General features: G+C 65.9%; 17 protein-coding genes and 1 riboswitch. Of the genes, 8 read left to right on the top strand and 9 right to left on the bottom strand.

The annotated features are described in order from the left end of the window. Position 1 precedes the first annotated feature (1 nt). The 3 genes from MUG94_RS00930 to MUG94_RS00920 form a co-directional block, all read right to left on the bottom strand. A complete protein-coding gene (locus tag MUG94_RS00930; RefSeq protein ID WP_227891095.1) occupies positions 2-421 on the bottom strand; it encodes a CoA-binding protein in 420 nt (139 codons plus the stop codon). Positions 422-483: 62 nt separating this feature from the next. Then, positions 484-1,101, bottom strand: a complete 618-nt coding sequence (locus MUG94_RS00925; protein WP_227891094.1) for an alpha/beta fold hydrolase — start codon at positions 1,099-1,101, stop codon at positions 484-486. A gap of 69 nt (positions 1,102-1,170) precedes the next feature. Then, positions 1,171-2,550, bottom strand: coding sequence for an LLM class flavin-dependent oxidoreductase (locus MUG94_RS00920; protein WP_279324703.1), 1,380 nt, complete (start codon positions 2,548-2,550; stop codon positions 1,171-1,173). 119 nt (positions 2,551-2,669) lie between these two features. Then, a riboswitch (SAM riboswitch) is annotated at positions 2,670-2,784 on the bottom strand. Positions 2,785-3,111: 327 nt separating this feature from the next. Here MUG94_RS00920 and MUG94_RS00915 point away from each other — a divergent pair. The 4 genes from MUG94_RS00915 (at position 3,112) to acs (ending at position 7,929) form a co-directional block, all read left to right on the top strand. After that, complete coding sequence (locus MUG94_RS00915; RefSeq protein WP_227891093.1) at positions 3,112-3,936, top strand: ABC transporter ATP-binding protein; 825 nt, start codon at positions 3,112-3,114, stop codon at positions 3,934-3,936. Positions 3,937-4,052: 116 nt separating this feature from the next. After that, positions 4,053-5,111 (top strand): aliphatic sulfonate ABC transporter substrate-binding protein, encoded by a 1,059-nt coding sequence (locus tag MUG94_RS00910; protein WP_227891092.1) that lies wholly within the window; start codon positions 4,053-4,055, stop codon positions 5,109-5,111. Then, positions 5,108-5,935, top strand: a complete 828-nt coding sequence (locus MUG94_RS00905; protein ID WP_227891091.1) for an ABC transporter permease — start codon at positions 5,108-5,110, stop codon at positions 5,933-5,935. The genes MUG94_RS00910 and MUG94_RS00905 overlap by 4 nt, the downstream gene beginning before the upstream one ends. Next, positions 5,926-7,929 carry an acetate--CoA ligase gene (gene acs / locus MUG94_RS00900; protein WP_227907544.1) on the top strand — a complete coding sequence of 668 codons (2,004 nt, stop codon included), beginning with the start codon at positions 5,926-5,928 and terminating at the stop codon, positions 7,927-7,929. Before MUG94_RS00905 ends, acs begins: the two co-directional genes overlap by 10 nt. On the opposite strand, the gene MUG94_RS00895 is transcribed toward acs, so the two are convergent. Then, complete coding sequence (locus MUG94_RS00895) at positions 7,923-8,183, bottom strand: hypothetical protein (protein WP_227907543.1); 261 nt, start codon at positions 8,181-8,183, stop codon at positions 7,923-7,925. The genes acs and MUG94_RS00895 overlap by 7 nt on opposite strands. A 170-nt stretch (positions 8,184-8,353) precedes the next feature. On the opposite strand from MUG94_RS00895, the gene MUG94_RS00890 reads away from it, so the two are divergent. Both MUG94_RS00890 and MUG94_RS00885 read left to right on the top strand, forming a co-directional pair. Then, entirely contained in the window at positions 8,354-9,682 is a 1,329-nt protein-coding gene (locus tag MUG94_RS00890; RefSeq protein WP_227891088.1) for an O-acetylhomoserine aminocarboxypropyltransferase/cysteine synthase family protein, read from the top strand. Beyond that, positions 9,672-10,175 carry a CoA-binding protein gene (locus MUG94_RS00885; protein WP_227891087.1) on the top strand — a complete coding sequence of 168 codons (504 nt, stop codon included), beginning with the start codon at positions 9,672-9,674 and terminating at the stop codon, positions 10,173-10,175. Before MUG94_RS00890 ends, MUG94_RS00885 begins: the two co-directional genes overlap by 11 nt. Here MUG94_RS00885 and MUG94_RS00880 read toward each other — a convergent pair. The 4 genes from MUG94_RS00880 to MUG94_RS00865 form a co-directional block, all read right to left on the bottom strand. After that, positions 10,172-11,050, bottom strand: a complete 879-nt coding sequence (locus MUG94_RS00880; protein ID WP_227891086.1) for a hypothetical protein — start codon at positions 11,048-11,050, stop codon at positions 10,172-10,174. The genes MUG94_RS00885 and MUG94_RS00880 overlap by 4 nt on opposite strands. Continuing rightward, the gene (locus MUG94_RS00875; protein ID WP_227907542.1) at positions 11,034-11,594 is read right to left on the bottom strand and encodes an RNA polymerase sigma factor; all 561 of its coding nucleotides are present in this window, start codon (positions 11,592-11,594) and stop codon (positions 11,034-11,036) included. Before MUG94_RS00875 ends, MUG94_RS00880 begins: the two co-directional genes overlap by 17 nt. A gap of 185 nt (positions 11,595-11,779) precedes the next feature. Continuing rightward, positions 11,780-12,586 carry a carbon-nitrogen hydrolase family protein gene (locus MUG94_RS00870; RefSeq protein ID WP_227891084.1) on the bottom strand — a complete coding sequence of 269 codons (807 nt, stop codon included), beginning with the start codon at positions 12,584-12,586 and terminating at the stop codon, positions 11,780-11,782. A 43-nt stretch (positions 12,587-12,629) separates the two neighbouring features. Further along, the gene (locus MUG94_RS00865) at positions 12,630-13,748 is read right to left on the bottom strand and encodes an NAD(P)-dependent alcohol dehydrogenase (RefSeq protein WP_227907541.1); all 1,119 of its coding nucleotides are present in this window, start codon (positions 13,746-13,748) and stop codon (positions 12,630-12,632) included. Between the two features lie 108 nt (positions 13,749-13,856). Between MUG94_RS00865 and MUG94_RS00860 the strand changes: the two genes are divergently transcribed. Together MUG94_RS00860 and MUG94_RS00855 are read left to right on the top strand one after the other, a co-directional pair. Further along, positions 13,857-14,849: a DUF2804 domain-containing protein gene (locus tag MUG94_RS00860; protein ID WP_227907540.1), complete on the top strand. Its 993-nt coding sequence runs from the start codon at positions 13,857-13,859 to the stop codon at positions 14,847-14,849. Positions 14,850-14,961: 112 nt separating this feature from the next. Beyond that, positions 14,962-15,327 (top strand): VOC family protein, encoded by a 366-nt coding sequence (locus MUG94_RS00855; protein ID WP_227891081.1) that lies wholly within the window; start codon positions 14,962-14,964, stop codon positions 15,325-15,327. A 162-nt stretch (positions 15,328-15,489) separates the two neighbouring features. Here the strand turns inward: MUG94_RS00855 and MUG94_RS00850 are convergent, their stop codons facing one another. Next, the gene (locus MUG94_RS00850; RefSeq protein WP_227891080.1) at positions 15,490-16,779 is read right to left on the bottom strand and encodes an adenylosuccinate synthase; all 1,290 of its coding nucleotides are present in this window, start codon (positions 16,777-16,779) and stop codon (positions 15,490-15,492) included. Positions 16,780-16,998 lie beyond the last annotated feature (219 nt).

Raw genomic sequence — 16,998 nt, 5'->3', positions numbered from 1 at the left:
GTTACAGGCCGAAGCCGGGCGCCTCGATGACCGGACAGGTGTCCATGACCACGTCCAATCCGGCGTCGGCCGCACGCTGCGCAGCCGCCTCGTCGATGACGCCCAGCTGCAGCCAGACGGCTTTGGCGCCCGCTTCGATGGCCTGGTCCACGATGTCCCCGACACGGGACGAGTTTACAAAGCAGTCGACCACGTCGATCTGCCCGGGAACCTCGCTGAGCCGCCGGTAACCCGTGTTGCCGTGGACGTCGTCGCCCTTGAGGCTGACCGGAATGATTTCCATGCCCAGGTGGTCCTGGATGTAGCGGGACACCCCGACGGCGGTGCGGCGCGGATTGTTGGACAGTCCCACCACCGCCCAGCGGGCACCCCTGTTGCTCAGGAGGGATTCGACAACTGCGGAGTCATTGACGTGTGGCATCGGCCGTCCTTTGGTGGGGTGCTGGATCGGGCTCCAGCTTACGCCCGCCGCTGTGCCTCGGCTCAGCTCAGGAAAGACTCGATTGCCTCAGCAAGGGCTTCCTCCGGCACACTGACACTGCTTCCTTCCAGCAGCTGGAACTCTCCTTCTTCCAAGGCATCGGCGGCCTGGCGTGCGAGGTCCTGCGTCTCGTCGCCGCTGGCGTTCCCGGCCAGCACCAGCACCGGAACCTGGACGCCGCCGAGTCCTTCCAGTTCAGTCTGCAGGACCAGCATCTCGTCGTCGCCCTCGTTCAGGGCCAGCGTCGGTTCCAGGGCAACGACGCGCGTAATCACCGCGGATTCCTCGGCAGCGCGCAGCGCCAGGAAGGCACCCGAAGCGAAGCCGTAAAGGTCAGCGGTTCCACCGGCCACCTGCACCACCGCCAGCAGGTCATCGACGTCGGATTCCGCCGTGTACTCCTCACCGACGCCGCTTTCACCCAGCCCCCGGCGGTCATAGGTGTAGACGGTGTGATTGCTCGAAAGCAGCTCGGCCAGCGCACGGGTGCTGGAGCTGTTGCGGTCGGCGGTCAACGGATCCACGATCACCAGCGGCGGTCCGTCACCCTGCCGGGACCAGGCAATGCGGGTGCCGTCTGCGGAAAGGGCCATGCCGGTGGCACTGGGTGAGGGTTCCATGGCGGACTCCTGCTCGCTGAAGGGGCGCTGCGCGGACCCTTCAAACGTAAAGAGGCGGTCCGTCCCCGGTCAATGGCTCCGCACCGAACCAGCCTTCTGCAGCCGGAAGGACGCGCCGCGGTGGTTTTCCGGCAGCTTGTCCCCGGCACCGAAGAGCTTATTCCGCAGGGTCCCGGGAGCGTACTCCGTGGGATATGCCCCGCGCTTCTGCAGCTCGGGAACCACGAATTCCACCACATCCTCGAACGTGCCCGGAGTAACGGCGTAGGCCAGGTTAAAGCCGTCGACGTCGGTCTCCTCCACCCAACGGATCAGCTCCTCGGCCACCTCCGCACCGGATCCGACCAGCCTCGGGCCCAGGCCCCCAATGCCGGCGCTCTCGGCGATGTCCCGCACCGTCCAGGGTTCGCCGTCGTCCTTTACTTTCTGGAAGTTGGCGGCCGCGGACTGGATGGCATTGGATTTCACGGCGCCCAGCGGCTGGTCGAGTTCGTAGGTGGAGAGATCAACTCCCATCCAGCCGGACATCAGGGCGAGGGCGCCCTCGTCGCTGATGTAGCTCTGGTAGTCCAGGTGCTTGGCTTCGGCTTCCTCCGTTGTTGCGGCCGTGATGATGGTCAGCAGGGTGTAAATCCGGATGGAGTGCCGGTCCCGGCCGGCGGCCTCGGCGGCGTCGCGGATTTTGGTGACGGTTTCCTTGAGCTTCTCCACCGTGGACGCGCCGACAAACACTGCTTCGGCGTTCCCGGCAGCAAAGGCGATGCCCCTCGGTGAGGCACCGGCCTGGTAGATCACCGGAGTGCGCTGCGGCGAGGGCTCGCTGATGTGAATGCCCGGGACCTTGAAGTACTTGCCCTCGTGGTTGATGTCGTGGACCTTCGCCGGATCGGTGAACACGCCGGTCTCCCGGTCCCGGACAACGGCGTCGTCCTCCCAGGATCCTTCAAGCAGCTTGTAAACCACCTCAAGATATTCATCGGCGTGGTTGTAGCGCTCGTCGTGCTCCAGTTGGTCTTCGGCACCCATGTTGCGTGCCGCCGAGGGCAGATACCCGGTCACCACGTTCCAGCCGACCCGGCCGTTGGTGAGGTGGTCCAGGGTGGAGAGGCGCCGGGCAAACGGGTAGGGGTGCTCATACGCGGTGCCGGCCGTGACGCCGAAGCCGAGGTGTTCGGTGACCAGGGCCATGGCGGAGACCAGCAGCAGCGGGTCATTCACCGGCACCTGGGTGCCCTGGCGAAGGGTGGCATCGTTGGAGGACCCGTAGACGTCATAGGTGCCCAGGACATCGGCAATGAAGATTCCGTCGAACAGGCCGCGTTCGCAGGTCCGGGCCAGATGCGTCCAGTAGCTGAGCTTGGTGTAGTCAGCCGAGCGGTCTTCAGGGTGGCGCCAGAGTCCGGGCGACTGGTGGCCCACGCAGTTCATGTCGAAGGCGTTGAACCGGATCTGCCGCGGGGTGCGCTGGTCGAGCTGTTCGACCGGCTCGGACTGGCTGGACTGGTCGGATTGGCTGGGCAGGCTGGCCACGGGGACATCCTTCGGAAACGGGACGCACCTGCGAAGGAGCGCCGTACTTGCCGTTCGCGGACGCGACACGGCCGGATCCTCATCTGGGGCACCCCGCTACGGAAAGAGGGTTGCCGCCCAACCAGCCAGAGCTTTGCGTTGGGACTCATGATCCTTCGGCTCCAGTATTCGCACAGCGCTGATCAGCGGGCAAGCCGTAGCCGTCACGGAGCGTAACGGCAGACGGCGGCCCAGGTGCCTGCGGTGAAGGCGGCGTCGAAATATTACGCAGGGGACTTGCCGCTTTCCGCAATCGAGCGTTTAGTTGCACTTGACCATCCCGAGCGGCTGAGAGACCTGGATCAGTGAAGCCGCAGCAACCCTGGTTGCCGTCCCTCCTCCTTGAGGAACGGCAATAGCGAGGACAGCACCGCAGGAGGCCCGCAACGGCCCAAGGTGTTATCCGTAGGGTGCTACTGCCAGGACCGATGGAGAGTTAACATGACCGCTCTGGCTTCACAGTCCCCTGCCGCCGCGCCGCCCCACGGGCGCACCGCCGGCTCCGCACTGCCCGTCACCTTTTCCTCGCTGGGCCGCGCCTTCGGCTCCGGCAGTGAAACTCATCAGGTGCTGCGGGACATAACCTTTGACATTCACGCCGGTGAGGTCCTGGCCATTCTGGGCTCCAGCGGCTGCGGAAAGTCCACGCTCCTGCGCGCCGCCGCCGGCCTGGATGCTCCAACGACCGGAGAAGTCCGCATCGACGGAACACCGGTCCGCGGCATCGATGACCGGTGCGCCGTCGCGTTCCAGGAACCGCGGCTGTTGCCTTGGCAAACTCTGCAGGCCAACATTGCCATGGGCCTGCCCAAGAGCATGAGCGCTAAAAACGGTAAGGCCAAAGTGGCCGAACTCCTGGAGCTGGTGGAACTGGCGGCGTTTGCCAAGCACCGGCCGCGGGCAGTCTCCGGAGGTATGGCGCAGCGCGCTTCCCTGGCTCGGGCCCTGGCACGAACCCCCGGGGTGCTGCTGCTGGATGAGCCGTTCGGCGCGCTCGATGCTTTGACCCGACTCAAGATGCAGGACCTGCTGCTCGCGGTGCACCGCGCCAGCCCCACCACGGTACTGCTGGTGACCCATGACGTGGATGAGGCCCTCCAACTGGCCGACCGCATCATCATCCTGGGCAAGGAACCCGGTGTTACCGGGGCCGCCATCACCGAGACCATCACCGTGCCCGGCCCGCGTCCACGAGACCGCGCCTCGGCGGAGCTGGCCCGAATGCGCGGCGAACTCCTGGCCCGCCTCGGCGTCGATCGCCACTAAGCCGCTCCTCCCCGGCGTCGCCCCCTCCTTGCTTGGGGCCGCTCCATCAGCAGTTCTGCGCCCCTTTTGCGCCTGAACCGCGACTATTCGCAGCCAACTCTTCAGAAAGAACTCCCATGAACAGCCGTTCCCACAGTTCCCGCCCCGCCCGCACCACCCTTAGAACCCTGGCCGCCGTTGCCGCCGCGGCTTCCCTGCTGCTGACCGGGTGCGTGGCAGGCGAGGATTCCGATGCCGCCGCCAACGCAGGCGCAGCCGACGGCGGAACCCTCACGCTCGATTTCGCCACCTACAACCCGCTGAGCCTGATCATCAAGGACCAGGGTTGGCTGGAATCCGCCCTGGCCGACGACGGCGTCACGGTGGAGTGGGTGCAGTCCGCCGGCTCCAACAAGGCCAATGAGAACCTGCGCTCCGGGGCAATCGATGTCGGTTCCACCGCAGGGTCCGCAGCCCTGCTGAACCGCGCCAACGGATCCCCGATCAAGGCCATCGACATTTTCTCCCAGCCGGAATGGGCGGCCCTGGCGGTGGGCGCCGACTCCGCCATCACCTCGGTAGCGGACCTCAAGGGCAAGTCGGTCGCCGCAACCAAGGGCACCGACCCCTACTTCTTCCTGGTGCAGGCGCTGGAGGAGGCCGGCCTGACTCTGGAGGACGTCACCGTTGAGCAACTGCAGCACGCGGATGGCCGGAGCGCCCTGGAAAACGGATCAGTGGATGCCTGGGCAGGGCTGGACCCGATCATGGCGGGTGCCGAACAAAACGGTGCCCGGTTGATCCACCGCAACCTGGACTTCAACACCTACGGCATCCTTGCCGCCAACGAATCCTTCCTGACAGAGGATCCGGAACTGGCCCAGGCCGTGGTCAACGCATATGAGAAGGCCCGCGCGTGGGCTGCTGAAAACCCGGAGGAAACGGCGCAGATCCTGGCCGATGTTGCCGGCCTGGACCTGGCAGTGGCCCAGACCGTGGTGCTGGAACGCAGCAACCTCGACGTGGACCCCGCCCCGGGTGAGGCCCAGCGCAGCGTGCTGGAGAAAATCGGCCCCACACTGGTGGAAACCGGAGACGTGGCCGGCCAGGACGCCGTGGACAAGGCACTGGACGGCCTGTTCGATGACTCCTTCGTGAAGTCCGCTGATCCCGAGTCCATTTCGGATGCACAATGAGTTCGGTCCTGAAGACCCCGGCATCCGCGAGCGCCGGTGCCGGGAATACAGCGCCGGCCGGCACCATCCTGACCAGTCGCTGGACCCGCGCGGGTCTGGGCCTGGTGGTTCCCGCCCTGGTACTGGCCGCCTGGCAGATCACCACGGCGGCCGGGATCTTCAGCCCGGTCCAGCTGCCTTCGCCGTCGGCCGTCTACACCGCGGCGGTTGACCTGATCGGCCGTGGACAGCTTGGCCTGCACGTTGCCATTTCCACCCAGCGGGTGCTGGTCGGCTTTGCCATCGGCGCCCTGCTGGGCCTAGCGCTGGGCGCGGTGCTGGGGCTGTCCCGGCTGGCGGAAGTCCTGCTGGGTCCGATGATCGGCGCGCTGCGCGCGGTGCCGTCCCTGGCCTGGGTGCCGCTGCTGATCCTGTGGCTGAAGATCGGCGAGGATTCGAAGATCACCCTGATTGCCATCGGCGCGTTTTTTCCCGTGTTCACCACCGTGTCCCTGGCGCTGCGCCACGTGGACCGGAACCTGGTGGAGGCTGCCCGCGCCTTTGGACTCAACGGGCTGAAGCTACTGAGAACGGTGCAGCTGCCCGCCGTCGTGCCGGCGGTGTTCTCCGGCCTGCGGTTGGCACTGGCACAGGCCTGGCTGTTCCTGGTTGCCGCTGAACTTATTGCATCGTCCATGGGTCTGGGATTCCTGCTGATCGATTCGCAGAACAACGGGCGCACGGACCGTCTGCTGCTGGCCATCGTGCTGCTGGCCGTCATCGGCAAGATCACCGATGCTTTGCTCGGCCTGGCGGAAAAATGGGCGGTGGCAAAATGGGCCTGACATCCACTCTTACTGCGGACCCAACCGCCGAAACCGAGCGGATCGCGTTCTGGGAAGCCGCAGCCAGGCAGCTGCAGTGGGAGCAGCCCTGGCACACCGCGCATACGTTTACCCCGCCGCAGCGGCTGAGCGGACCGGAGATCCCGGAGTCCGACGCCGACTACAGCGTCCCGGCCATCGAGTGGTTCGCCGGCGGAACCCTGAACGTGGCCGTGAACTGCGTGGACCGCCACGTTGCCGCCGGCCGCGGGGACAAGGTGGCCCTGCACTTTGAGGGCGAGCCCGGTGACCGGCGCACCGTCACCTATGCGGATCTGCAGCGCGAGGTCTGCCGCGCCGCGAACGCACTGCTGAACCTGGGCATCGGCAAAGGTGACCGCGTGGTCATCTACCTGCCGGTCATCGTGGAAACCATCGTCATCACGCTGGCGTGTGCCCGGATCGGCGCCGTCCACTCCCTGGTGTTCGGCGGCTTCTCCGCCGAAGCCCTGAAATTCCGGGTCGAGGACACCGGCGCCAAGCTGCTGGTCACCACCGACGGCCAGTTCCGCCGCGGCACCGCCGTGCCGGTCAAGGACAACGCCGATGCCGCGGTCGCCGGGACCAACGCCGTCGAACACGTCCTGGTGGTCCGCCGCACCGGGTGCGACATCGCCTGGACCGAGGGCCGCGACCTCTGGTGGCACGAGACCGTGGACACCGCCTCCGACGTCCACGCAGCCGAGGCCTTCGACGCCGAAACGCCGCTGTTCATCATGTACACGTCCGGAACCACCGGACGTCCCAAAGGCCTCGTACACACCATGGGCGGTTACCTGACCCAGGCGTCCTGGAGCTACGAGTTCCTTTTCGCGAACCCGGACGAACGTGCACGGGAAGCGGACGTTCACTGGTGCACCGCGGACCTGGCCTGGGTCACCGCGCACACCTACGAAATCTACGGGCCGCTCTCCAACGGTGCCACACAGGTGATCTTCGAAGGCACCCCGAACACCCCGCATCCGGGACGCCACTTCGAAATCATCGAACGCTACAAAGTCACCAGCTACTACACCGCTCCCACGCTGGTCCGGTCGCTGATGGGCTGGTTCCCGGACGGCGTGCCGGACACCTGGGATCTCTCCTCCATCCGGCTGCTTGGCACCGTGGGCGAGGCGGTGAATCCCGAGGCGTGGCGGTGGATGCGCGAGCAGCTCGGCCGCGGTGAAGTGCCCGTGATTGACACCTGGTGGCAGTCCGAAACCGGCGCCACCATCCTCTCCCCGCGTCCCACCGACACCGGTTTCAAACCCGGCTGCGCCTCCCGCGCCCTGCCCGGGGTGTCCACCCGGATTGTGGACGAGGGTGGAAACCCCGTGCCCCCAAACACCCAGGGGTTCATCGTGGTGGACAAGACCGGTCCGGCCATGGCCCGCACCGTCTGGGGCGATCAGCAGCGCTACCTGGCTTCCTACTGGCGGCAGTACGCGCGGCAGGGCTGGTTCCTCGCCGGGGACGGCGCCAAATACGACGACGACGGCGACACTTGGATCCTGGGGCGCACCGACGACGTCCTCAACGTCTCCGGGCACCGGCTCTCCACAATCGAGATCGAGTCAGCCCTGGTGTCCCACCCCTGGGTCACCGAAGCCGGTGTCTGCCCGGTCGCGGATCCGAAGACCGGACATGCCATTGCCGCGTTTGTCGTGCTGTCCTCCGCGGCGCCCGCCGCGGGAACTGAACCGACGACCGCACCTGACCCGGATTTCGCCCGGCTGGTCACGGCGGAGCTTCGGCAACATATCGCCCGCCAGATCGGACCGATCGCCAAGCCGGCCGCCGTCGTCGTGGTTCCTGATGTTCCCAAGACCCGGTCCGGGAAAATCATGCGCCGGCTGCTGACCCAGCTCTTCGAGGGCACGCAACTGGGCGACACCACCAGCCTGCAGAATGAACCGTGCATCGCGGACATCGAGAATGTGTGCGAAGCGCGCCGCCGCGGGGCGGGTCAGTGAACGCGGGCCAGAGTCACCCGGTCCAGCACCACCACTCCGCCCATCAGGCGGTGGATGCGCACAAATTCCGTGGCGGAAACCTCCAGCATGGTGGTGTCCGCCTTGGCCGGCAGCAGGTCAGCGTGCATGCCCTCCAGCAGTTCCAGGAACAGCCGGTTCGCCTCCACCTGCGGCATCGGATCTGTTGCGGTGACCTTGTGTGTTGCGGCGGCAACTTTGTAGCCGGTCTCGATGACAACCACGTATTGGTCCATTGGGATCTTGCCCTTCGTCGTGCCGTCCGGCTCCCCCGCCGCTGTCCGTCTCGGATCTGCGGTCCTGCCCAGCCTTGCAGTCCTGTTCCCCATTGTTCGTCCGCCGCCCTCTACTTGCAACGATCCACCCGCCGCTTTGCGGCGGCACACCAGGAAGGAGCACTCATTTCATGAGTGATCGCCAGTTCGGCTTCCGTACCCGTGCCCTGCACGCCGGCGGCACCCCCGACGCCACGCACGGCGCCCGTGCCGTGCCCATCTACCAGTCCACGTCCTTTGTTTTCAAGGACACCGACGACGCCGCAAACCTGTTCTCGCTGCAGAAGTACGGCAACATCTATTCCCGGATCGGCAACCCCACGGTGGCGGCCTTCGAGGAGCGCATCGCGTCTCTGGAGGGCGGCATCGGAGCGGTGGCGACGGCGTCGGGCATGTCCGCGGAATTTGTCACCTTCGCCGCGCTGTGCGGCGCCGGTGACCACATTGTGGCGGCCGCGCAGCTCTACGGCGGCACCGTCACCCAGCTGGACGTGACCCTGCGACGGTTCGGGATCGACACCACCTTCGTGGCCGGCACCGATCCGGCCGACTATGCCGCGGCCATTCGGGAGAATACCAAGGCCGTCTACGCCGAGGTGGTCGCCAACCCCAGCGGCGAGGTCACCGACATTGCCGGGCTGGCCAAAGTGGCGCACGACGCCGGTGTGCCGCTGATCCTGGACGCCACCCTAAGCACGCCGTACCTGGTGCGGCCGTTTGAGCACGGCGCGGACATTGTGATCCACTCCGCCACCAAGTTCCTGGGCGGGCATGGCACCACTCTGGGCGGCGTCGTCGTCGAATCCGGAAAGTTCAACTGGGGCAACGGAAAGTTCCCGGCGATGACCGAACCGGTGGCCAGCTACGGCAACATCTCCTGGTGGGGGAACTTCGGCGAATACGGGTTCCTGACGAAGCTGCGCTCGGAACAGCTCCGGGACATCGGTCCCTCCCTGAGCGCAACCTCGGCATTTGCACTGCTGCAGGGGGTGGAAACCCTCCCGCAGCGCCTGGACGAGCACCTCAAAAACGCGCAGGCCGTGGCTGAATGGCTCGAAGCCGATGAGCGGGTGTCCTGGGTCAGCTATGCGGGCCTGCCCTCCCATCCGCACTTTGACCGTGCCCGGAAGTACCTGCCCAAGGGCCCGGGCTCGGTCTTCAGCTTCGGTGTGCGCGGCGGCCGGGAGGCCGGCAAGACCTTCATTGAGGCCCTGCAGCTGGCCTCGCATCTGGCCAACGTGGGCGATTCACGGACCCTGGTCATTCATCCAGGATCCACCACGCACGGACAGCTCTCTTCGGAGCAGCTCACCGCCGCCGGAGTGGCTGAAGATCTAGTCCGGATTTCGGTTGGCCTCGAGGACCTGGAGGACATTCTCTGGGACCTGGACCAGGCCCTTTCGATTGCCGTTGTACCCGATTCTGTCCGTGAACTTGAGGAGTCCGAACATGTCCGCTGAAGCTGCCGCACCGCGCACCTGGGAGAGCCCGAGCGCTCCGGAGAGGCTGGCGCTGCTGCGCCGGGCAAGGTCGATTGCGATTGTGGGTGCCTCGGATAAACCGTCACGGGCGTCCTATTTCGTGGCAACCTATCTGCTCTCATCGTCGCCGTACACGGTGTACTTTGTGAATCCGGTGGCCAAGGAGATCCTGGGTCGGCCCGTCTACGCGTCGCTGGCTGACCTGCCGGAAGTCCCGGACATCGTGGATGTGTTCCGCCGCCATGATGACCTGCCCTCCGTGCTGCAGGAGAGCATTGCCGTTGGAGCGAAAACGCTGTGGCTGCAGCTGGGGTCCTGGCACGAGGAAGTGGCCCGCGACGCGGAAGCCGCCGGGCTGGACGTGGTGATGGACCGTTGCGTGAAAATCGAGCACGCCCGCTTCCATGGCGGATTGAATCTGGCCGGATTCAACACCGGAGTCATCTCCTCGAAGCGTCAGCTGACCGTTTAGGGCCTGCCGGACGCACGGTTTCCTTCTGAGAACTCCTGGCGGGGGTGGTTGCCGGCGTTCTCGCCACCGCCGTGACGGGGGTCGTCCCCGGTGTCACGACCTGGTTCTCCTCCGCGACCAAATTCTCCAGCGTGACTGCGGTTGGTGTCGCCGGCTCCACGGTCCCGGCCGGGACTTTCCGGAAGTTCGGGCTTTCCGCGGTGTGCTGGAGCACCAGGCTCCCCGTCGCCGTGCTCGCAGTCGGCTTCCTCCGGGTGGACTGGCTGAGGCACAGGATCGGGCGCAGCGCCGGCGGACGGGGCCGGGACGCTGCCGTCCGGAGCTGCCGGACCGGAGAGGTCAGCGGGCGGCGCGGGCGGAGCCGGGAGGTTGGCGTCCGCGTTATCCGGCGCAGTGTCCGCTTCAGTCTGGGGTTCCGACGCGGCGGCCGTCTCCTCGGGAGACACTGTTTCCGGGGAAGCAACCTCCGGAGCGGCCGGAGTTTCGGAGCCGGGAATCATGTCCGATTCCGCGTCCGTTCCGTTGTCTTCCTGCACCGGAGCTGCTTCACGCACCTCGGCCGGGGCGGGGGATTCGCTGGTCAGGCGCAGGCCGGTGGCGGTGCTGGCAGCCACCCCCGTTGCTCCCGCAGCCATGGCAGCAGCCAGCGTAAAGCTCAGGATGAGGCCCCGATGGCGGTGCGGCGGCCGCTTGGACAGGTCCTGCGCTGTTTCCGACAGCAGCTCGGCCAGCTCTCCGACTGGAACCGGCGCCGGGGTGGCGGTGAAGGACCGCAGCCTCCGCAGCCCCTCCAACAGTTCAGGGCTTTCGTCGACTCCCGATTCCTTCAGGAGCCGCCGGATCATGACGTCGTCATGCTCAGGCAATTCGTTCATGATCGGGCACCTCCTCTCGTTCCATCCGGTCCTTCAGGGTTCTCAAAGCCCGGGTCTGCAATTGCTTGACGGCCCCGGCGGTGCTGCCCATGATTTTGGCCGCTTCTTCAATCGAAAGGTCCGCCACGACGCGCAGCAGCAGCACTTCTTTTTGACGGGCAGGCAGGCCGTCGAGCATCGCTGCCACGCCGGGGCCTGATCCCAGGACGGTTTCTTCAGCGGATGAACTCAACCGGGCATCGGCCTGGGGATCGAACTGCGCCAACACGGGTTGCCGCTCCCGCCGCCGGACATCGTCGACCATGCGGGCATGGGCGACGGAAAAAGCAAAGGTCCGCAATCCGCTGATTCCGCCAGTGAGATTCTTCAACTTGCCGAATAGGGTCAGAAAGACCTCTTGGCAAAGCGCTTCCGGATCGTCACAGCCCTTGCCGGTGAGATACGCCAGAATCGAAGGCGCGAGTGACTCGTAAACCTCTCTCAGCGACTGAGGCTCTCCCCCACGCGCAGCGGAAAGGATCTCCTCTGTCAGGGTTGTGGCCAAGGCTCGGTCTTTCCCTCGCGGAAGGATGGGCGTATCACATCCTATCCTGCAGGCACAGCGAAACGGCCGCACCGGGGCTCGTTGGGGGGATAAGCCTCGGTGCGGCCGTTCCAAGAGAGTAATCGCAACGGAGCGACAAAAGGTTACGCCCCACTCGAAACTTTCTTTATTTCTTTTCGGCGTACCTACCCGGCGGAATTTATCTGTTCGTTGGCGGCAAACCGGCGGTTCTTCAACACCGGCAGGAACTCACGCACGTCATCTATTCGTTTTCGGGTGATTTCCGCGGTGACCACGGCCTCGGGTTCGTCATCGAGGAAGGCCTGCGGCACTCCCATGGGGTCGAGGATCACCGAATGCCCCACCGTGTGGCGGCTGGAAGTGCCCGCGGCAGCCACCCACACCGTGTTTTCAATGGCGCGGGCCTTGAGCAGGGTTTCCCAGTGTTCGATCTTGTGCTCACCCTTGAACCACGCGGCCGGAACGGCCAGCAAGTCCGCGCCTTTGTCGGTCAGGGCGCGGGCCAGCTCGGGAAAGCGGATGTCATAGCAGGTCATAAGGCCCACCTTGATGCCGTTGAGGTCAACCACCTTGACGCCGCCGTCGCCCGGTTTGATCCGGGTGGATTCGGAGTAGCTGAACGCGTCGTAGAGGTGCAGCTTGCGGTAGGTGTCCACGATCCGGCCGGTGGAATCGATCAGCACGAGGGTGTTGTAGGGACGCTCTTCGCCGCTGGACTCATAACCGCCGGCAACGACGGCGATGCCCAGTTCCGCTGCCAGCAGCGACAGCTGCTGGACGAAGGTGGACCAGCCGGCGTCCACGGCCGCGGCCAGCGGACCGTCCACCTTGCCCACGCTGAACATGGATTCCTCGGGAAAGACAATCAGCTCGGAACCGTCCTCCTTGGCCGTAGCGGCCAGCGAGCGCATCACCGCGAGGTTCGTCCCGACGTCGCCCGCGGGACTGAACTGACCTACGCTCACCAACATTGTGCGGCACCGCCTTTTTCTGGGCTGAAGTTTCTCCCCCAGCCTAGACCAGGTCTTCGAAGTGCAGCACGGGCTTCAAGACGCTGCCGCTTTTGGCTGCAGCCGCGGCGTCATTGATGTCCTTGAACGAGTACCGGGTGATCATCTTGTCGAGCGGAAACCGGCCCTGCTGCACCAGGTCCACCAGCGCCGGGAGAAAGAGCTGCGGGTTCGAGTCGCCTTCGGTGATGCCCAGAACCTGCCGGCCGTTGAGCATGAAATTCACGTCCAGGCTCATGGTGCTGCCCGCTGCCGGCGCTCCGATCAGGCCGAGCTTGCCCATGGGCGCCAGCACCGACGCAGCGGTTTCAGCCACCCGGACGCTGCCGGTGGTCTCCAGTGCATGCGTCACACCCAGCCCCCCGGTCAGTTCCATCAGCATCTCCGCCGCGTCAGTGCTGCCGGAATTCACTACGTCAGTGGCACCCAGTTCCTTTGCCAGTTCCAGGCGGGAGTCCACCAGATCCATGACCACAATCCTGGTGGCCGGAGACAGTGCTGCCGCCATGACTGCCGCCAGGCCCACGGGTCCGGCTCCGAAGACCGCCAGAACCGATCCGGGTTCGGGCTTCAGGACATTCAGCACCGCTCCGGCACCGGTTTGGATGCCGCAGCCCAGCGGTGCCAGCAGGGAGAGGTCTGCCGCCGGATCCACCTTCGTGACACCGCGCTCGTCGGCCAGCACCAGGTTCGCAAAGGATGACTGCGCGAAAAAATGCCCGTGCAGGTCGGCGCCGTTTTCGGTGATGGTGGTGCTGCCGTCCGCGCGTTCGCCGCCGAGCAGGTTCCGGGGCAGGAACTCCACGCAGTAGGCAGGGTGCCCGCTGCGGCAGTTGCGGCAGATCCCGCAACTGGTGAACGTCAGCAGCACATGGTCTCCGGGCTGGACGGAGGTCACCGCTTCTCCCACCGCTTCCACGATGCCTGCCCCTTCGTGGCCCAGCACTCCGGGCAAGGGAAACGGGATGTGACCTGCCTGCACGCCCAGATCGGTGCCGCAGACGCCGCTGGCGACAACGCGCACCAGGACTTCATCAGGCCGGGGATCGTCGAGTGTCACTTCAGTGAGTTCAAACGGCTGATTGGTGCCGCGCAGGACTGCGGCGGTGGCGGTGGTGCTCATGATCATTGCCTTTCTCTCCGGAACACCACCCACGCTACGCCCGGATCGCGGGACGCGCCCGGGTAGATCTGCAACAGGCTCCGCTGCAGCCGCCTAGACTTGGGCCGCATGGATGAACTCACGCTGCCGACGGACCTCACCACCGCCCGCGGAACCCTCAACCCCGGCGCTGTGGGCTACTCACGCTCTCCCCTGCACCGCACTCCACTGCCGGGCGGCCCTGCGTCCCGGCTGCGGACCAAGCGCTGGGAATACTGGGGCGTGCTCACGCCCGAGCTGGCACTGGGCATGACCATCGTGAACCTCGGCTACGCCGCCAGCCTGCAGATCTACGTCCTGGACCGGGCCACCGGCAAGGAAATCAGCATTGAGCCGCTGAAGATCCTGCCCTCCGCGGCCGACATCCAGCTGCCGGACACCCTCCCGCCGCTGACGGCGCTGGGGTCGGCGGGCGGTGTCTCGCTGCGCTTCCACGACGACGACGGCGGCACCCACCTGCGTGCCCGTTCCCCGCGGGTGGAGGTGGACCTCTATGCACCGGCCGAGGGCGATGTGCTGGGCGTGGTGGTGCCCTGGTCCGAGAACCGCTTCCAGTACACGCTCAAGGACGTGGCCCGCAGCGTTTCCGGCACCGTCACCGTGGACGGCAAGACCTTCACCGTGGGCGAGGGCGCCTTTGCCGTGCTGGACCGCGGCCGCGGCAGGTGGCCGTACCGGACCACCTGGACCTGGGGCGCCGGATCCGGCGTTGTGGACGGCACCCGGATTGGCCTGCAGATCGGCGGTCAATGGACGGCCGGCACCCCGGCCACCGAGAACGCCCTGATCGTGGACGGCCGGCTCCACCATTACGACGGCGAGCTGGAGTTCACTTACGACCTCTCGGACCCGGCGTCCACGTGGACGGTGCACGGCCCGTGGATCGACGCCGTGCTCACGCCCTTCCACCGCAGGGAGTCCGCCACCAAGCTGGGTGTCATTACCTCGGAGATCTGGCAGGCCTTTGGCAGTTGGACGGGCACGGCGCGCACGCCGGACGGCACCAGCTACTCCCTGGACGGACTGGGCGGCTGGATCGAGGAGGCCCGGCACCGCTGGTAGGCGTGTTCCCGCCCGGCCGGATTCGCCCCGTTCCCGCCGCCGTGCCCTGTGTACTGCTTTTTGGGGACTGCTAGGGTCTTTCCAAACTCGTCGCTTCCGAAGGAGCATCCCAATGGCCAACAGGTTTTCTTCGCTGGTTCTCGACGCCGTCGACGTCCCCGCTTCGGCGCGGTTTTGGGCCTCAGCCCTTGGCTATGAGCAGGTTGCCGAGGAGTGGGACGGCTGCCTTACCATCGCCCCTGCGGACGGAGTGGCGGGCCCGCCCATGGACATAGTCCCCGTTGCGGAGAAGAAGCAGGCCAAGAACCCGCTGCACATGGACCTGGTGCCTGATGGCTGTACCCAGGAGGAGGAAGTGGAGCGCCTGCTCGCGCTGGGCGCTGTCCGCGCCGACGTTGGGCAAGGTCCTGATGTGTCCTGGGTGGTGCTCGCTGATCCGGAGGGCAACGAGTTCTGCATTCTCTCTGCCCGGGACTAGCGCCGGGAAAACCAGCGGCTCTGCTTTAGCCTTCGCGGGATCCGTCGCGGCTGTCGCGGTGCGGCACACGGTACTGGCCGGCCGGGGCGCCGCGGCAAAAGTGCCTCCGGGCGCAGGAAAGCCCCGCGGCCGTGGGCTGCGGGGCTTTCCCTCCGGGCAGGACTATTCGGAAATCAGGTCCCGCACCACGATGGTCTGGTCGCGGTCGGGGCCGACGCCGATGGCCGAGAACCGGGTGCCGGACATCTTTTCCAGGGCCAGCACGTAATCGCGGGCGTTCTTGGGCAGGTCATCCAGCGTCCGGGCGCCGGTGATGTCCTCGGTCCAGCCGTCGAAGTACTCGAAGATCGGCTTCGCGTGGTGGAAGTCGGTCTGCGTCATCGGCATTTCATCGAAACGCACGCCGTCGACGTCGTAGGCCACGCACACGGGGATCTGCTCAATGCCGGTGAGGACATCCAGCTTCGTGACGAAGTAGTCCGTGAAGCCGTTCACGCGCGAGGCGTGGCGCGCCAGCACGGCGTCGTACCAGCCGCAGCGGCGGGGACGGCCGGTGTTCACGCCAAACTCGCCGCCGGTCTTCTGCAGGTACAGGCCCATGTCGTCGAAGAGCTCGGTGGGGAACGGACCGGCACCCACGCGGGTGGTGTAGGCCTTGATAATGCCCACGGAGCGGGTGATGCGGGTGGGGCCGATGCCCGAACCCACTGACGCGCCGCCGGCGGTCGGATTGGAGGACGTCACGAACGGGTAGGTGCCGTGGTCCACGTCCAGGAACGTCGCCTGGCCGCCTTCCATCAGGACAACCTTGTTCTCGTCCAGCGCCCGGTTCAGTTCGAAGGTGGAATCAATGACCATGGGGCGCAGCCGGTCCGCGTAGGACAGGAAGTATTCGACAACCTCTTCGACGTCGACGTCGCGGCGGTTGTAGACCTTGACCAGCAGCTGGTTCTTCTGGCGCAGGGAGCCTTCAACCTTCTGGCGCAGGATGGACTCGTCGAAGATGTCCTGGACGCGGATGCCGAGGCGGGCCACCTTGTCCATGTAGGCCGGGCCGATGCCGCGGCCGGTGGTGCCGATCGCACGCTTGCCCAGGAAGCGTTCGGTGACCTTGTCCATCACCTGGTGGAACGGGGCCACCAGGTGGGCGTTGGCGGAGATGCGCAGCTTGGAGGTGTCCGCGCCGCGTGCTTCCAGCCCGTCAATTTCAGTGAAGAGGGCCTCGAGGTTCACCACGCAGCCGTTGCCGATCACCGGAATGGCGTTGGGGCTCAGGATGCCGGCCGGCAGAAGCTTGAGTTCGTATTTTTCACCGCCGACGACGACGGTGTGGCCGGCGTTGTTTCCGCCGTTGGGCTTGACGACGTAGTCGACACGGCCCCCGAGCAGGTCAGTGGCCTTACCTTTACCTTCGTCGCCCCACTGGGCGCCGACGATGACAATTGCGGGCATGGGATCCTCCCCCATTAGTTACGAAAGGGAGAAAACGCCGACGGCGCGATCCGCTTCCGTGCATGAGAACGCCCCTAAACTCCCAAGCCGGACCGGAAATGGCTGTGCGCCGGGTCTGGCCGGAGTCGCGGGGCTCTTACCTACCAAGTTTAGCCGATTGTGGGTCTTCTGCTCTTTTGAAGGCGCCACAAGAGGTATTCTGCCGGGTGATACCCGGGT

It is taken from the genome of Arthrobacter gengyunqii, from assembly GCF_023022985.1.
In the GTDB taxonomy this organism is placed as follows: Bacteria; Actinomycetota; Actinomycetes; order Actinomycetales; family Micrococcaceae; genus Arthrobacter_B; species Arthrobacter_B gengyunqii.
This window is presented reverse-complemented; position numbering and strand designations above follow the sequence as displayed.

What these genes read in the sequence shown, in the direction of transcription:
- MUG94_RS00865 (WP_227907541.1), bottom strand. Translation starts at nt 13,748, where the DNA reads ATGAGCACCACCGCCACCGCCGCAGTCCTGCGCGGCACCAATCAGCCG.
- MUG94_RS00855 (WP_227891081.1), top strand. Translation starts at nt 14,962, where the DNA reads ATGGCCAACAGGTTTTCTTCGCTGGTTCTCGACGCCGTCGACGTCCCC.
- MUG94_RS00925 (WP_227891094.1), bottom strand. Translation starts at nt 1,101, where the DNA reads ATGGAACCCTCACCCAGTGCCACCGGCATGGCCCTTTCCGCAGACGGC.
- MUG94_RS00870 (WP_227891084.1), bottom strand. Translation starts at nt 12,586, where the DNA reads ATGTTGGTGAGCGTAGGTCAGTTCAGTCCCGCGGGCGACGTCGGGACG.
- MUG94_RS00915 (WP_227891093.1), top strand. Translation starts at nt 3,112, where the DNA reads ATGACCGCTCTGGCTTCACAGTCCCCTGCCGCCGCGCCGCCCCACGGG.
- MUG94_RS00905 (WP_227891091.1), top strand. Translation starts at nt 5,108, where the DNA reads ATGAGTTCGGTCCTGAAGACCCCGGCATCCGCGAGCGCCGGTGCCGGG.
- MUG94_RS00860 (WP_227907540.1), top strand. Translation starts at nt 13,857, where the DNA reads ATGGATGAACTCACGCTGCCGACGGACCTCACCACCGCCCGCGGAACC.
- MUG94_RS00910 (WP_227891092.1), top strand. Translation starts at nt 4,053, where the DNA reads ATGAACAGCCGTTCCCACAGTTCCCGCCCCGCCCGCACCACCCTTAGA.
- MUG94_RS00895 (WP_227907543.1), bottom strand. Translation starts at nt 8,183, where the DNA reads ATGGACCAATACGTGGTTGTCATCGAGACCGGCTACAAAGTTGCCGCC.
- MUG94_RS00880 (WP_227891086.1), bottom strand. Translation starts at nt 11,050, where the DNA reads ATGAACGAATTGCCTGAGCATGACGACGTCATGATCCGGCGGCTCCTG.
- MUG94_RS00850 (WP_227891080.1), bottom strand. Translation starts at nt 16,779, where the DNA reads ATGCCCGCAATTGTCATCGTCGGCGCCCAGTGGGGCGACGAAGGTAAA.
- MUG94_RS00885 (WP_227891087.1), top strand. Translation starts at nt 9,672, where the DNA reads ATGTCCGCTGAAGCTGCCGCACCGCGCACCTGGGAGAGCCCGAGCGCT.
- MUG94_RS00890 (WP_227891088.1), top strand. Translation starts at nt 8,354, where the DNA reads ATGAGTGATCGCCAGTTCGGCTTCCGTACCCGTGCCCTGCACGCCGGC.
- MUG94_RS00930 (WP_227891095.1), bottom strand. Translation starts at nt 421, where the DNA reads ATGCCACACGTCAATGACTCCGCAGTTGTCGAATCCCTCCTGAGCAAC.
- acs (WP_227907544.1), top strand. Translation starts at nt 5,926, where the DNA reads ATGGGCCTGACATCCACTCTTACTGCGGACCCAACCGCCGAAACCGAG.